We start from the raw sequence: 15,134 nt of genomic DNA, 5'->3' as shown, positions 1-15,134 counted from the left end.
CGGGCACCCGGCGGCGGGCGGGCCGGCCGACGCGCAGGCCCGGCCGCCGGCCTACCGGGACGGCCGGGCCGACACGGCGCGGGGTACCGTCAGGACCAGCAACGACGCGGAGGGAGCGGAGCATGACCGAGGAACGCACCGACAACAAGCCGGTGGACGGCACCGAGTCGCACGACCCGGAGTTCCCGGAGGCGTTCCTGGCGTTCATGCGGCAGGGCTGGCACGACACCACGCTGCCGGTCGGCCCGCGGCCGGAGGTGCCGAACTACGCCAAGCGCCGTGCCGCGCTCTCGGCGGCCTTCCCGGGCGAGACCCTGGTGATCCCGACCGGTGGCGAGAAGGTACGTGCCAACGACACCACCTACCCGTTCCGGCCGGGCAGCGACTTCGCCTACCTGACGGGCGACCACGATCCGGACAGCGTGCTCGTGCTGCGGCCGAACGGGTCCGGCCACGACGCCACGTTGTACATGCGTCCCCGGTCGTCCCGGCAGAACGACGAGTTCTTCCGCAGCCGGCACGGCGAGCTGTGGGTCGGCCGGCGGCACACGCTGACGGAGAAGTCGACCGAGCTGGGCCTGCCGACCGCCGACCTGACCGAGCTGGACGCGGCGCTGGCCGACCTGGCGCCGGGGCGTACCCGCGTGCTGCGCGGCTTCGACGCGCGGGTGGACGCGGCCGTGCGCCCGTACGACGGCCCCCGCGCGGAGGGCCAGCCGGCGCGCGACTGGGAGCTGGCGGTCACGATCGCGGAGCACAAGCTGGTCAAGGACGAGTGGGAGATCGCCCAGCTCCAGGACGCGATCGACGCCACCGTACGGGGCTTCGAGGACGTGGCCCGGGTGCTGCCGGCGGACCGGGGCGTCTCCGAGCGCCTGCTGGAGGGGGTCTTCGCCCTGCGTGCCCGGCACGACGGCAACGACGTCGGCTACGGCTCGATCGTCGGCGCGGGCGAGCACGCGACGATCCTGCACTGGGTGCACAACAACGGCGCCACCCGCCCGGGTGAGCTGCTGCTGATGGACATGGGCGTGGAGAACCGCAACCTCTACACCGCCGACGTGACGCGGGTGCTGCCGGTCAACGGCCGGTTCACCCCGTTGCAGCGCCAGGTCTACGACGTCGTGCACACCGCGCAGCAGGCCGGCATCGACGTGATCAAGCCGGGGGTCAGGTTCCGCGACGTGCACCTGACCTGCATGCGGGCTCTCACCGAGGGCCTGGCCGACCTGGGCCTGCTCCCGGTGAGCGTGGACGAGGCGATGGACGAGAAGTCGACGATCTACCGGCGCTGGACGCTGCACGGTTTCGGCCACATGCTCGGCATCGACGTGCACGACTGCTCCGACGCCCGCAAGGAGAAGTACCGGGACGGCGTCCTGGGCGAGGGCTACGTGCTCACCGTCGAGCCGGGGCTCTACTTCCAGCCGGAGGACGAACTGGTCCCCGAGGAGTTGCGCGGCATCGGCGTGCGGATCGAGGACGACATCCTGGTCACCGCCACCGGCGCGGTCAACCTCTCCGCCGGGCTGCCGCGCCGGGCCGACGAGGTGGAGACCTGGCTGGCCGAGCAGCGCGAGGCGGGGCCGCGCCTGCCGGGCTGATCCCGAGGTACGACCACACGACAGGCCCCGCCCGCCGGCACGCGACGTTTCGACGTCGCTGTTCCGGTGGGCGGGGCCCGTCGGCCTTTGACCTGGCCAGAGCCCAATTCACCCGGCCACCCGGTTACCCCCGTTCCCTGCCGGATCCGAGGCGAATGTGGGCTTTTTTCAGATACGTCCTTGTCGCGAGGATCCTTCTCATACGGTGGTCATCAGAGGCTGCAACCCATTTGTAGCTGGTCGCTCCGCTTCGGGCGGCGCGGCCCCTTTGGTAGCAGGAAAGGGCGGAAGGCTCTGATGTCCGATGACGTAACGACACCTGACGGTGGCCCGCCCGCGGGCACACCGACGCGGGGGCGGCGCAAGCTCTGGGTCGCCGCCGGCGTGGCCGGGCTGACCGGCGTCGTCGGCCTGGCTGCGCTGGGCGGCCTGGCATCCAGGGACGACAAGTCCGGCGACGCCGACCGGCTCTCCGACGCGCGGTCGACGGCACCCAGGCAGAACGTCAGCGACACCGGCAAGGCCGACGGGGCCGGCGGCGAGAAGACCGGCCAGGGCGAGGACGGCTGGTCCGGTGGCGACTGGAGCGGCCAGGGCAACCGGAAGCACAACGACCGGGAGAAGGAGGTGCCCTGCGACACCGACAAGCTCATCCAGGCGATCACGGACGCCAACAAGAACCACGGCGCGACGCTGAAGCTGGCCAAGCACTGCACCTACGAGCTGACCCGCAGCGCACACGGCAACGGCCTGCCGGTGATCAAGCAGCCGATCGTCCTCAAGGGCGACGACACCAAGATCGTCCGGGCGGCCGACACCGCGCGCTTCCGGATCCTGAACGTCGGCAGCAGTGGTCACCTGACGCTGAAGAACGTGACCATCAAGGGCGGACAGACCGTCGCCCGCAAGATGGCCCCGCCGCCACCGCCCGTGGCGACGTTCGGGCTGTCGGGCTCGACCACTGCCGCTGCGGCCCCGGCCCGACCGGCCATGGCGGCACCCACGCCGTCGGCAGCCGCACCGGGGACGCCGGCCACTCTCGCCGAGCCGGCCACGGCGGAAGCGCAGCCCGACGGCACGGCGACGGCCGCGCCCGGGATGGTCAGCGCCGACGGAGCGGGCCTCCTCGTCCAGCGAGGCGGCCATGCCGACATCGAGCACAGCACGTTCAAGCAGAACCAGGCGAGCGGGAACGGCGGGGGGATCGCCAACTTCGGCACCACGAACGTCCGCCACACCTCGGTGGAGAACAACAGCGCCGACGGCTTCGGCGGCGGCATCTTCAACGTCGGGGTGCTGCGGGTCGAGGAGTCGAAGGTGACGTACAACAGCGCCGGGCTGGGCGGCGGCGGCATCGCCAACGGCACGAACGTCAGCGGCAGCACGGCCGACGGCGGCACCGTCTGGGTGTGGAAGAGCACGATCAGCCACAACCGGACCGCCGGCCTCGGCGGGGGCGTCTTCGACAACGACGGCGAGACCACGATCACGCAGAGCCACATCACCGACAACGTCGGCCGCACGGACGTCGGTGGCGTGATCGCCCTCCACGACAGCAGGCTGAGCCTGGAACACGTCGTGGTGGCAAACAACCACACCGAGGGCGAAGGCGGTGGCGTCGGGGTCGGCAGGGACTCCCACGCCGTGATCGAGGACAGCGTGATCAGGGAGAACGTCGCCGAGGGGTTTGGTGGCGGTGGCGTCTACACCGACGACTTCGGCACCACCACGCTGCGGGACACCGAGGTCGTGGCGAACCAGGCGGTCAGCCCGGGCGCGGTGGGCGGCGGCATCGTGAACGACTTCGGCACGACGAGGCTGGTCGAGACGAAGGTGGCGCACAACGTCGCCACCGAGCCGCCGGGCGGCATCTGGACCAACAACAACCGCGTCTTCATCGACCGGAAGTCGGCCGTCACCGACAACCGGCCGACGAACTGCCAGGGCAGCCCGGTCATCCCGGACCGCTGCTTCGGCTGAACACCGGACAGCACGACCACATAGAGAGGGCTCCTCCGCGCCGCCCCGGCGGCCCCGGAGGAGCCCTCGCCATCCGCCTGGGCCCTCTTGACCGTTCCCGCGCCGATCTAGACGATCTGCGCCGACTACGTACCGTAGCCGGGCGCCTCACCTACCGGCACCAGTGCGACCGATCGGCCCGCCCGGGTCGTCCACGCCGCGCACGATGGTCCCCGTACCGAATGTGGGCTTCTTTCGGATATGCCCCCGAGGTGAGGAAGATTCTCATACTGTCGGTTCGGGAGCTACAACCGATTTGTAGCAGGGGACGCTCGCCTGTGGCGCCGCGACCCTGTCTGGTACTAGGAGAGGGCAGAGAGCTCCGATGTCCAACTACCTAACGAACAACGACTCCGAGCGGCCGGCGGCGCAGAAGCGTCGCCGCAAGCTCTGGCTCGCCAGCGGTGTGGCCGGGTTGACCGGCGTGGTCAGCATTGCCGCCGTGGGTGTGGCCACCGGCGCCGGCGCCGTCGGCGCGGACGCCCTGAACTGGTCCACCGCCCAGGTCACCAAGGACGGCGACCGGGGCCGCGAGGGCGACCAGGGCCGCGAGGGCAAGGAGGATCGGGACCGGCACGACAAGGACCGGGACCACAAGGACCGCGGGAGGGAGGTGCCCTGCGACTCCGACAGGCTGATCCAGGCGATCATTTTCGCCAACAACAACCACGGCGGCGAGTTCAAGCTCGCCAAGGACTGCACCTACAAGCTGACCCGCTCGGACAACCACGGCAACGGCCTGCCCGTGATCAAGGAGAAGATCACGCTCAAGGGTCACAACACCAAGATCGAACGGGACGCCACCGCCGAGCAGTTCCGGATCTTCAACGTCGGCAGCGGCGGCGACCTGACGCTCAAGGGCCTGACCATCAAGAACGGCCAGACCGTCGAGCGCAAGAAGCAGCCGCGGATGACGCCGGAGGCGGTGTGGTCGCGGTACGCCAACTCCGTCGAGGCGGCCGCCGCGGCCCAGGCCGGCAAGCCGTACCTGGAGCTGCTCCAGGCCGCGCCCAAGGGCGCGGCGGCGGCGAACGCCGACGCCGCCCCCGGCACCGAGGCCTCCGCCGAGGAGAAGCGGAAGAAGAAGCAGACGCACGACGGGGCCGGCATCCTGGTGCAGCCAGGCGGTAAGGCCGACCTCGAGAAGACCCACGTCGTGGGCAACCAGTCGGGCGGCAACGGTGGCGGCATCGCCAACTACGGCAAGACCAACCTGCGCCACACGACCGTCGAGGACAACACCGCCTTCCTCTTCGGCGGCGGCATCTTCAACGCCGGCCTGCTCAAGGTCGAAGAGTCCAAGGTGACGCACAACCAGGCCATCATCGGCGGCGGTGGCATCGCCAACGGCGCCCCGGAGTTGCACCGGCACGACGACATCGACGGCGGCACCGTCTGGGTCGACAAGAGCGAGATCAGCCGCAACGAGACGCTCGGCTTCGGCGGCGGCCTGCTCGACATCGAGGGCGACACCACCGTCAAGGACTCCAAGATCACCGACAACTTCGCGGGGGTCGCGGGTGGCGGTATCGCGACGGCTGAGAGCCAGCTCGACCTGAAGCACGTCCTGGTCGCCAAGAACACCACCGTCGGCGTGGGCGGCGGCCTCGCGCTCGGCTTCGGCACCAACGCCACGGTCGAGAAGAGCGAGATCGCGGAGAACGTCGCCGGGTTCTTCGGTGGCGGCGTGTTCAACCTGTTCAGCCAGGTCACGTTCCGCGACAGTGCGATCGTCCGGAACCGGGCCGTCGGCCCGATCGGCATCGCCGGCGGCATCTTCAACGTCCGCGGCGAGGTCAACCTGCACGACACGAAGGTGGCGGACAACTTCTCCACCTTGAAGCCGGGCGGCGTCTTCAACTACCAGGGCGACGTCGACGTGGACGACAAGTCGGCGATCAGGGGTAACAAGCCGACCAACTGCGAGGGCAGCCCCACTCCGGTGGAGAACTGCTTCGGCTGATCACACTCGGGTGACGTGCGGCCGGCGCCACCAGCACCGGCCGCACGGACCGGACCAGCACCGGCCGCACGGACCGGACGAACACCGAACCGGCCCCCTCCCGCACTCGCGGGAGGGGGCCGGTTCGCGTCGCGCGTCAGCTCTGCACGAACACCGCCACACTGCGGGCCGGCATCGTGAACGTGCCGCTCGCCCGGTCGAACGAGGCCATGCGCAGCGCCTCGTCCGCCGAGGTCCGCAGCACCGGGTGCAGCGCCACGTCCGCCCCACGCAGCCCGGTCAGCTGCTGCGTCGCCGCCTCCGGGGTGGCGTTGAAGACCACCGTCACCGACTTCCAGCGTCCGTCGAGGCCGCGGCCGTCGAGCGTCATGGTGATCACGCCGGGCGTCTCGGCCGCGCCGGAGAGCGGGAAGGCGACGCGCTTCTGCACCTGTTCCGCCGTGGCCAGCCCGAAGACCGGCGAGGAGGCCCGGATCCTCAGCAGCTCGGCGTACCGGGCGTCGGTCATGTTGATCGCCGCGCAGTCCGGCACCAGGGCCGGATCGGCCAGCAGCGGCTTGGCGTACGGCCACTTGTCCCGGTTGTCCTGCGCGGGCGGCAGCCCGGCGCCGAACCCGTTGCCCTGGGCGCAGTCCCAGCGGATCTGGTTGAACCAGTCACCCGAGTTGTACGAGTTGCGGTCCAGCGACTTCGAGCGCAGCCGCTCGGTGCCGGTGGTGACGAACCCGGACCCCTGCCCCATCACCACGGTGCCCAGCGCCAGCACCTGCATCCGGGCCCGGTCCGCCGCCGGGGTGTCCTGCGGCAGCTTGTACGCCAGCGCGTCGTACAGGATCTCGTTGTCGTGCGCGTCGACGTAGGTGACCGCCTCCCCTGGCGCGGCGGTGTAGCCGGCGGGCGAGCCGTTGTAGTCGACCTGGCCGCCGGTGACCTGCCGCCCGGCGGAGTCGGTGAACCGGTAGCCGCGCAGGTTGCCGGTGAGCCCCACCTTGATCAGGTCGTGCTGGTGCAGCAGACGGGCCCGCTGCTCGGCCGCGGACCCGTTCACCGGATCACCGTTGGGGTCGGTGAACAGGCCGGAGGCGAAGCCCTGCACCCGCGGGTTGGCGTCGAACGGCCCGCCGCCGCGCACCGCGTCGCGGAGCCGGTCGTTGAAGGTGCCGATCCCGGTGCCGGCCATGTTGGCCTGGGTGGCCTGCACGAACCGGGCGTCGCCGGCGACCTCGCCGAAGTTCCAGCCCTCGCCGTAGAGCAGGATCTTCTTCCCGTCCACGCCGTCGCGGGCCACGGTCAGCTCGTCGAGCGCCTCGCGCACGGCCAGGATGTTCGCCTTCGGGTGGTGGCCCATCAGGTCGAACCGGAAGCCGTCCACCTTGTACGCCCGGGCCCAGGTGACCAGCGAGTCCACCACGAGCTTTCCCATCATGGCGTGCTCCGGGGCGGTGTTGGCGCAACAGGTCGAGTTGGCCACGCTGCCGTCCTCCAGCAGCCGGTGGTAGTAGCCGGGCACGACCTGGTCGAGCACCGACTTCGGGTCGGCGCCCGCCGCCGAGGTGTGGTTGTAGACGACGTCCATCACCACGCGCAGCCCGGCGCCGTTGACCCCGGCCACCATCTGCCGGAACTCCGTGGTGCGCCGCGCCCCCACCGGGTCCACGGCGTAGCCGCCCTCCGGCACGGTGTAGTGCAGCGGGTCGTACCCCCAGTTGTAGCCGTCGGTGTCCGCCACCGCCGCGACGCACCGCTGCTGCTCCTCGGAGTCCGGCGGCAGCGCGGCCAGGTCGCAGCCGGGCTGCCGCTGGTCGGCGCGGCGCTCGGGGATGGTCGCGAAGTCGAACGCGGGCAGCAGGTGCAGGTGCGTCACCCCGGCGTCGCCGAGCGCCTTGAGGTGCGCCATGCCGGCGGTCCGGGGGTCGGTGAAGGCGAGGTAGGTGCCCCGCCGTTCGGCCGGCACGGTGGTGTCGGCGACGGAGAAGTCCCGCACGGACAGCTCGGAGATCTGCACCTTCGTCGACGGCACGGCCGCCGGCTTGCGCAGCGCCGCCCAGCCGGCCGGCGCGAGCGCCGGGTCGGCCAGGTCCACGATCTGGCTGTGCGTGGAGTTCGGCGCCAGCGCCAGCGAGTACGGGTCCGTCACCGCGGCGGTGACCATCTGCTGCGTCGCGGGCTGCCACGCCTGCACCTGGTAGCGGTAGTACTTGCCGTGCCAGTCGCGGGCGCCGCGCACCGACCAGACGCCGGTGCGGTCGTCGCGGCGCATCGCCACCGCCTTCGGCTGCCCGGTCGGCGAGTCGAAGAGCTGGAGCGACACCTGCCGGGCCGTCGGCGCCCAGACCGCGAGCGTCGGCACCCTGCCGGCGAAGGTCGGCCCGAGCTTCGCGCCGGTGGCCCGGGCGTAGACGTCATCGAGCACCCCGGGGATCTGCACGCCGGTCGCGGCGAGCAGGGTGCCCTCCGCGTCCCGCTCGGTCACCAGGAGCTGCCCGCGCAGGGCCGCGGGGACCTTGGCCAGGTCCCGCCGGTCCAGGGCGAAGCTCCGGTACGCCCACAGATGCGGGAAGGCCGCGCGCTGGGCCTCGGTGAGCCCGTTGCGCTGCGCCGTCAACGGCAGCGTGGTGTACGTGCCGGCCAGCTCGCCGTCGGCGACGGTGACCCCGCCGGCCGGGGCGGCGACCAGGGCGTACGTCCTGCCGTCGGTGGGCCCGGTCTGCCAGGCGACGGTCGAGCGGTCGATCCAGTGCGCCTTCTGCCTGGTGATGTCGACGTCCCGGGCGGCGCCGGACGCGGTGGACGGCAGCAGCCGCCCGGGCGTGGAGGCGAGCAGCCACACCTCGCGGCCGGCGGTGGCGAAGTCGAGCCGCTGGTCCTCCGGCAGGTCCTTCTCGTCACCGGAGTGGATGATGTAGCTCAGCCCGGTGGCTCCGGCTGCGAGGGGCACCCGGAACACCGCGCCGAAGGCGTCGACGCCGGCCGGGGCGAGCGGCTTCGCCCAGTCCGTCGGGTTGGCGGCGCCGTCCCACAGGTGCAGGCCCCAGCCGTCGTAGTTGCCGTCGGCGCGGCGGTAGTGGATGAGCGCGGTGCCGTCCTCGACGGGCGGGTCGGGCTCGCCGGTGGCGGCCTGCCGGGTCGGGTAGATCGCCGGGTCGCCCTGCTTGACCCAGATCTCGCCGGTCTGCGTCACGTCGATGGTGCGGTCCTGGCCGACGTCCTTGTTCCCGTTCCTGTCGACCACCAGGAAGCCGACCGACTTGGCGCCCGGCTTGAGCTTCACCCAGGCGAACCGGCCGTAGGAGTCCTCGCCGGCGAACGGCTGTCCCTTGGGCCACTCGGTGGCGTACGCGGGGTCGATGTCGCCCCAGGCGTAGAGCCCCCAGTCGTCGTAGCCGCCGGCCGGGCGCTGGTAGTGCACCACCGCCCAGTCCCGGGAGGCGGACCGGGCCGGGGTGCCGACGGTGGCCGTGGACCGGGCCGTGGCGGTCCGGCCCCTGCCGTCGCGCACGACGGCCTTGTACTCGACGGTCGTGCCGCCGGCCAGACCGGTCAGGTCGTGGTGGACGGTGTACGGGGCCCGGTCGGCGCTGCCGAGCAGGGTCCACCTCCCGCCGGCGGCCCGGGCGGCGACGGTGACGGTGGCCAGCGGGTCGCCGGTGACCTGGGCGGTGACGGCGGCCTTCGTGGCGACGGGCTCGCCGGGTGCCGGAGCGGTGATCGTGATCTTCGGCGCGGCGTCGGGCAGCGCGATCGGGGTGCCGGCCCGGTGCACCACCGCCGACAGCGGCGGCACGGTCAGGGTGAGCCTGCCGTCGGCGGCGGCGACCGGGGTGGCCGAGCCGCCGTAGACGCCGGCGAAGGTGGCGCCGGCCGACCAGGTGTCCACGGTGACAGTCTGCGCGGTCGCGGCGTTGTTTACCGCGACGACGTACTCGGTGCGCTGCTTAGGGTCGATCCGGGAGAACGCGAAGACGCCGGGTCCGTCGGCGGCGTACCGGGTGACCTGGACACCGTCGCGCAGGGCCGGGTGCGCCTGGCGCAGCGCGCCCAGGTCGGCGATGGCCCGGTAGAGCGGGTGCGTCGGGTCGAACTGGTCGACCGCGTGCGTCCGGTCGGTGCCGAGCAGGTCGTCGTCGAGGTAGTCGGGGGTCTTCGAGGCGAACATGTCCTGCCGGGCGTCCTTGTCGCCGCCCGGGCCGGTGAAGCCCTGCTCGTCGCCGGAGTAGACCACCGGCTGGCCCCGGGTGAGGAACATCAGCTCGTGGGCGAGGCGGTCGCGGCGCAGGTGGCTGGCCGGGTCGGTGCCACCACCGGCGATGAACGAGCCGATCCGGCCCATGTCGTGGTTGCCGAGGAAGGTGGTCAGCCGCCGCGCGTCGGTGTCCCGGGAGCGGTAGAGGTCGTCGCGGGCGTACACGTCGGCGAGGGCCTTGGCGGAGCCGTCGCCGGCGGTGTAGCCGCGCGCGGCCTCCTGGAAGGCGAAGTCGAGGGTGGCCGGCAGGCCGCCGCGCCGCACGTACGTCGAGGTGATCTCCGGGTCGGCGCTGTAGACCTCACCGAACATGAAGAAGTCCTTCTTGCCCGCGCGGTCCGCGGCGCGCTCGATGCCCTGGCTGAACTGCGGCCAGAAGTCGAGGTTGGCGTGCTTCACGGTGTCCAGCCGGAAGCCGTCGACACCGGTGGACTCCACCCACTCGGAGTAGACCTTCGTGAGCCCGCGCACCACTTCGGGTCGCTCGGTCCACAGGTCGTCGAGCCCGAAGAAGTCGCCGTACTCGCTGTTCTCCCCGGCGAAGGTGGAGTCACCCCGGTTGTGGTACATGGTCGGGTCGTTCAGCCACGCCGGGACCTTGACCTTCGTGTCGGCCGGGGTGTCGAACGTCGGGGTGTACGGGAACGACGTGGTGTCGACCTTCGGGAAGTCCCGGCTGCCGTCGGCGTAGTGGCGGTCCTCGAAGGCCCGCCCCTGCGCGTCGGTGTAGGGGGAGGTCGCCTTGTCCACGTAGGTGTACTTGTCCTCGGCGTACTTGATGACGTCGGCGGTGTGGTTGACGATGACGTCGAGGTAGACCTTGATCCCGCGCTGGTGGGCGAGCCTCACCAGCCGCTTCAGGTCGTCCCTCGTGCCGAAGTGCGGGTCGACCTGGGTGAAGTCGGTGATCCAGTAGCCGTGGTAGCCGGCCGAGACGTCGGACCCGGTGCCCTGCACGGAACGGTTCTTGAAGATCGGGGCGAGCCAGATGGCCGTCGTGCCCAGCCCCTGGATGTAGTCGAGCCTGTCCGTGACGCCCCTGAGGTCGCCGCCGTGGTAGAAGCCCTTGTCCTTCGGGTCCAGCCCGGTGGAGAGCCGGTCCCCGGTGAGGCCGCCGGCGTCGTTGCGCGGGTCGCCGTTGGCGAACCGGTCCGGCAGGACGAAGTAGAACTGCTCGGCACGGGCCTGGTTGCTGCCGGCCTCCAGCAGCGCCTCCGCCGGGGGCTCGGCGCGCCACTGGGTCGCGCCGGCCGCGGCGAGCGGGCCGGTGCCGTCGGTGGCGTCGGCGCCGAGCTGGTGTACGGCGACCGGGGTGCCCACGAGGGTGAGGGCGAGCAGGGAGACGAGGGCGAGCAGGGCCTTGCGCGGTATCGGCGGGGGTTTCATCGACGGCCTTCCTCTGGTCGCTGATTGGCCCGCACGCTAACCCTTGCCGAAACATTCTGCAATACCTTGCAAACAGAGTCGCAACAAAGCAGTGCGCTTGCAAAAGCAGGGCCCGGCGCGTTCGCGCCGGGCCCTGCGAAACCGGTGAGCTACAGCCCGTGGCAGGCGACGCCGTCGACGGTGCAGCTTGCCGGGCGGCTGCCCGCGTGCTGGACGTAGAACCGCAGCGCCAACGACGCTCCCCCGGCCAGATCCTGGCCGCTGCGGTAGGTGAAGCCGTCGTCGGTCCGGGTGGCCGTCCCCTGTGGCGCGCCCTCGATCCACGCGCTGCCCAGCCGACCGCCCGGGAAGGCGAGCCGGGCCGTCCACGCCCGGCCGTCCCGGGAGGCGTTGCTGACCAGCACCTCGCCGACGAACCCGCCGCGGGACTCGTCCACCACCCGGTACCGCCCGCTCAGCGGCGACGCGGTCGGCGGCAGCAGCAGCACCGCGCCCTCGTCTCCGCCAGGGGCCGGAGACGGCGTACGGCTGGAACGCGCCGGCGTGGGCCCTTCCGGGGTGGACCGGCTGGTGACGCGGCCGGACGGCGTGGGCGACGCCCGCCGCGACGGCGACGCGGCCGTGGCCGTCGCGCTCGAGGGCCACTGGTCGGGCAGGGCGAGGGTCGGCTCGGGCGGGCCGGGCCGCGCGTCGAACGACGCGGGGCCGCGTCCCCGGTAGGCGCCGAGCGCGATGACCAACAGCACCACCATCACCCCGGCGCCGACGGACACCACGATCCAGGGCGAGGACGCGATGACGGCCGTGCCGTAGGACTTGCTCGATGCTCGGCGCATGCCGGACATGCCTCCTCCAGCAGTCGTCCGAAGAAGCGTAGCGGTCGCTGGCAAGGAACGTAGGAGCCGGAACGGGCCCACCGGACGGGACGGTCAGGCGGCGCGCAGGACCGTGCAGATGACCGGGCCGTCGTCGGTAGCGCGCAGCAGGTAGCGGTAACGCTCGCCGGGCACCGCTCGACCCCGGCTGTCCAGGAACTCCCACTCGACGGCCACCATCGTCAGCAGTGCCGACATCGGCTGCACATCCTCGATGGCCGCGTGCGCGGCGACCAGCTCGCGCTCCTGGTAGTCGGGGGCGGCGCCCACGAAGGACAGTGCCACCGCCGCCGGGGAGGTGAACGAGAAGCTGTACGTGTCGGCGACCACCAGCCCCGGCAGCGCGTAACAGCCGGCGATGGCGGGCAGGTCGCCGGTGGTCAGCGCCACGCCGTACCGGTCGAAGAAGTCGGTCAGCGTGTCGAGATCGGTGGAGGCTCTCACGGGGACAGCATTTGCCTGCCGGCCACCGGGCCAAACCTCAGCGCGGCGGGACGCGCACCTCGATCTCGGCGCCGAGGCGGGCGTCGCCGGCCAGGCCGAGGTCGTCGCCGCTCCAGAACCGGCCCGGGTCGTACCAGTTCGGACGCCGCCCGGCGGGGAGCAGCCCCATCGCCTCGTAGGTCACCGCGACGACCTCCGCGCAGTACGCCGTCTCCAGCGCGCGGTCGCGCACCGACACCCCGGAGTGGTCCCGGCCCCGCCCGGGCAGCGTCGGCACCCGCATCGCCGGCACCCGACCGCGCACCCAGCGCCAGGCGAGCTGGGCGGTCGAGGGGAACGGCGTGCCGTCGAGCCGGGCGACGGTGCGCAGCACCGCGTTCTCCATCTCCGCGTCGGCCGGCGGGTCGAGCTGGCGCAGCCAGGCGCGCTGGCCGTACCGGTTGGCCCAGACGCAGACCGCGTCCCGCAGGTCGTGCAACTGCACGCCGCGCTGGTGGGTGCCGGACCACATGTCGGGCAGCGACCTGCCCAGCTCCGCGTGCCACATCAGGGGCGGCATGTCGTCCAGCACCACCGCCATGCCGACGTGGTTGACCGGGCTGTTGGTGGTCAACTGGATGGCCCGGTCCGGCACGCTGCGGCCCCGGAACACCCACACGTCGCCGGTGCGGGTCAGCTCCACTGCCTCGTCCAGGCTGATGCTCATGGGGGTCTACCCTAGGCCGATGCGGCAACGGATGCGGTGGTGGAAGGTGCTCGGGCTCGCGGGTCTCGCCGGGGTCGCGGCGACCGGCGTGGTGATCGCGCGGGCGGAACGGCGGCGCCGGGCGTACACCCCGGAGGAGATCCGGGCCCGGCTGCGCGACCGGCACGCGGAGGCGGCGGCGCCCGCCGACGACGCGCGCTGACGACCGGCGGCCGTCAGTTCTCGTCGTGGTGGTTGCGGTCCCACCGGCCGCCGACCGGCGGGGTGTCGAGCCGCACCGGCCCGACCGCGTTGCCGGCGAAGTCGTTGTCCTCGATCCGGCAGGACACGCAACTGCCGTCGGGCGTGATCCAGAACGCGTGGGTCTGGCTCTGCTCGTCGCGGTGGTCCCAGACGCGGTTGCCCCGCACCGTCGCGGAGTCGACCGCCGCGTTGACAGTGATACCGGCTCGGACCGGCGGCGCGGCCGGCGGTCCGAAGGACGCGCCGGGCGGCGGCGTGTCCTCGTTCCACCCGGTCGGCGAGTCCGCCCGCCCCTCGGCGAGGGTGAGGTCAGGCGGAAAACGCGTCACCGGTTCACCCGTTCACCGGGGCTGGGGGCGGCCCGGCTCCGCGCCACCGCCGGGCGCCGCGCCGCTGCGGCGCACCGCCTCCGCCACCGCCTCCGGCGTACGGCCCACGAGCGCGCTCCCGTCGTCGAGCAGCAGCAGGGGCCGCTGGATCAGCTCCGGGGCGGCGACCATCGCGTCGATCCAGCGCGTCTCGGCTGCCTCGTCCCGCGGCCAGTCGGCCATGCCCAGGGCGACCGCGGCGGGCTCCTGCGTCCGGCAGACGTCCCAGGGGCGCGCGCCGAGCCGGCGCAGCACCTCGATCAGCTCCGCGGCGCTCGGCGGCCGGTCCAGGTACGGGCGCACCCCGTAGCCCACACCGGCCTCGTCCAGCGCCGACCGCGCGGCAGCGCACTTCGAGCAGGACGGGTTGTTCCAGATCTCCATGCCGTCATGGTCGCAGCAGTCCCGTTTCCGGCCGGCGGCGGGCGCGGCGGACGCGTGCTCGCCGCAGCGGCTTGCTGGTCAGCGCTCTCCCACCGGCCACGGTGGGCGCGGGCCCCGCCGGCTGGCGGGCGCAGCGGGTGGTCGTTACGGGCTGTGCCCGCGTTGGGATTGACCGGCGATGTCGCAGACGGGTCCGGTCGACAACGCCAGGCGGATCGTCACCCGACACGTCTCGCTGGCCAGATCGGGGCCGGGAGCCGGACGACGTCGCAGACGATCCAGGTCGGAGTACCGCTGCCCGGCCCTGTCGAGCTGCCCTCACAGATGGGTCACAGCGTGCAGCCGACGCCACACAGGGGCGCCGCACCCCATGAACCCCATCATGGCGGCTGCCGGGTGCATGCCTGCCTGCGCCGCGTGTCCGGTTCCGCGACGGCACCAGGGTGTGGCCTGGGGCGTCATGTCGGGTTCGTGGTGGGTTGCGGTGGCGGGGGCCACCGGCCCGCCGGGCATGGGTCGGGGGGCCGGGGCGTTGTAACCATCGTGAGCGCGTGACCCCGGGACCGTTTCGGCGGCCCGGGGCGACGGCCGGAATGCCGGCCGGGCCCGCGTCGTTACATCCCCGGACCGGGATCGCTGGAGTGATGGCCCGCTGGAATATGCGGCCCGCCCAGCCGGTTACATCCCCCCGGGACCGCGCCCCCCGAGCGAGAGGGCGCACCCCCCTTCCGGCGTGACCTTTCCTTACCCGCAGCACACCCGCCCCCTTCCGGTGTGTGCCGCGTACCCCCGATCGAAAGGTGCTTCATCATGCGTACCGATCTGATCCGTAAGGCCGCCCTGACCGCTGCCGGCCTCGCCTTCACCGGCGGCGCCATCGCCGGCCCCGCCACCGCCGC

General features: G+C 72.3%; 10 protein-coding genes. 4 read left to right on the top strand and 6 right to left on the bottom strand.

Annotated elements, in window-relative coordinates; all coding sequences use genetic code 11:
- Nucleotides 1–122: 122 nt before the first annotated feature.
- The 3 genes from ACGF5C_RS29870 to ACGF5C_RS29860 all read left to right on the top strand — a co-directional run bounded on the left by ACGF5C_RS29870 (nt 123) and on the right by ACGF5C_RS29860 (nt 5,586).
- The gene (locus ACGF5C_RS29870; protein ID WP_393306986.1) at nt 123–1,604 is read left to right on the top strand and encodes an aminopeptidase P family protein; all 1,482 of its coding nucleotides are present in this window, start codon (nt 123–125) and stop codon (nt 1,602–1,604) included.
- 297 nt (nt 1,605–1,901) lie between these two features.
- Nucleotides 1,902–3,584 carry a right-handed parallel beta-helix repeat-containing protein gene (locus ACGF5C_RS29865; RefSeq protein WP_393306984.1) on the top strand — a complete coding sequence of 561 codons (1,683 nt, stop codon included), beginning with the start codon at nt 1,902–1,904 and terminating at the stop codon, nt 3,582–3,584.
- Nucleotides 3,585–3,948: 364 nt separating this feature from the next.
- On the top strand, nt 3,949–5,586 hold the full coding sequence (locus ACGF5C_RS29860) for a hypothetical protein (RefSeq protein ID WP_393306982.1): 1,638 nt from the start codon (nt 3,949–3,951) through the stop codon (nt 5,584–5,586).
- A 136-nt stretch (nt 5,587–5,722) separates the two neighbouring features.
- On the opposite strand, the gene pulA is transcribed toward ACGF5C_RS29860, so the two are convergent.
- The 4 genes from pulA to ACGF5C_RS29840 all read right to left on the bottom strand — a co-directional run bounded on the left by pulA (nt 5,723) and on the right by ACGF5C_RS29840 (nt 13,240).
- The gene (gene pulA / locus ACGF5C_RS29855) at nt 5,723–11,215 is read right to left on the bottom strand and encodes a pullulanase-type alpha-1,6-glucosidase (protein WP_393306980.1); all 5,493 of its coding nucleotides are present in this window, start codon (nt 11,213–11,215) and stop codon (nt 5,723–5,725) included.
- 149 nt (nt 11,216–11,364) lie between these two features.
- Nucleotides 11,365–12,051 carry a cellulose-binding protein gene (locus ACGF5C_RS29850; protein WP_393306978.1) on the bottom strand — a complete coding sequence of 229 codons (687 nt, stop codon included), beginning with the start codon at nt 12,049–12,051 and terminating at the stop codon, nt 11,365–11,367.
- A gap of 93 nt (nt 12,052–12,144) precedes the next feature.
- Nucleotides 12,145–12,534 carry a hypothetical protein gene (locus tag ACGF5C_RS29845; RefSeq protein ID WP_393306977.1) on the bottom strand — a complete coding sequence of 130 codons (390 nt, stop codon included), beginning with the start codon at nt 12,532–12,534 and terminating at the stop codon, nt 12,145–12,147.
- Nucleotides 12,535–12,571: 37 nt separating this feature from the next.
- A complete protein-coding gene (locus tag ACGF5C_RS29840; RefSeq protein WP_393306975.1) occupies nt 12,572–13,240 on the bottom strand; it encodes a hypothetical protein in 669 nt (222 codons plus the stop codon).
- Nucleotides 13,241–13,259: 19 nt separating this feature from the next.
- Here ACGF5C_RS29840 and ACGF5C_RS29835 point away from each other — a divergent pair, with 19 nt between their 5' ends.
- The gene (locus ACGF5C_RS29835; protein ID WP_393307062.1) at nt 13,260–13,442 is read left to right on the top strand and encodes a hypothetical protein; all 183 of its coding nucleotides are present in this window, start codon (nt 13,260–13,262) and stop codon (nt 13,440–13,442) included.
- 13 nt (nt 13,443–13,455) lie between these two features.
- On the opposite strand, the gene ACGF5C_RS29830 is transcribed toward ACGF5C_RS29835, so the two are convergent.
- A complete protein-coding gene (locus ACGF5C_RS29830; protein WP_393306973.1) occupies nt 13,456–13,812 on the bottom strand; it encodes a hypothetical protein in 357 nt (118 codons plus the stop codon).
- A 12-nt stretch (nt 13,813–13,824) separates the two neighbouring features.
- Nucleotides 13,825–14,235 (bottom strand): ArsC/Spx/MgsR family protein, encoded by a 411-nt coding sequence (locus ACGF5C_RS29825; protein WP_393306971.1) that lies wholly within the window; start codon nt 14,233–14,235, stop codon nt 13,825–13,827.
- Nucleotides 14,236–15,134 lie beyond the last annotated feature (899 nt).

The sequence above is a fragment of the Micromonospora sp. NPDC047620 genome (assembly GCF_043205005.1).
Classification (GTDB): domain Bacteria; phylum Actinomycetota; class Actinomycetes; order Mycobacteriales; family Micromonosporaceae; genus Micromonospora.
Note: the sequence above shows the minus strand (reverse complement) of the source record. Positions and strands in the feature narration are given on the sequence as shown.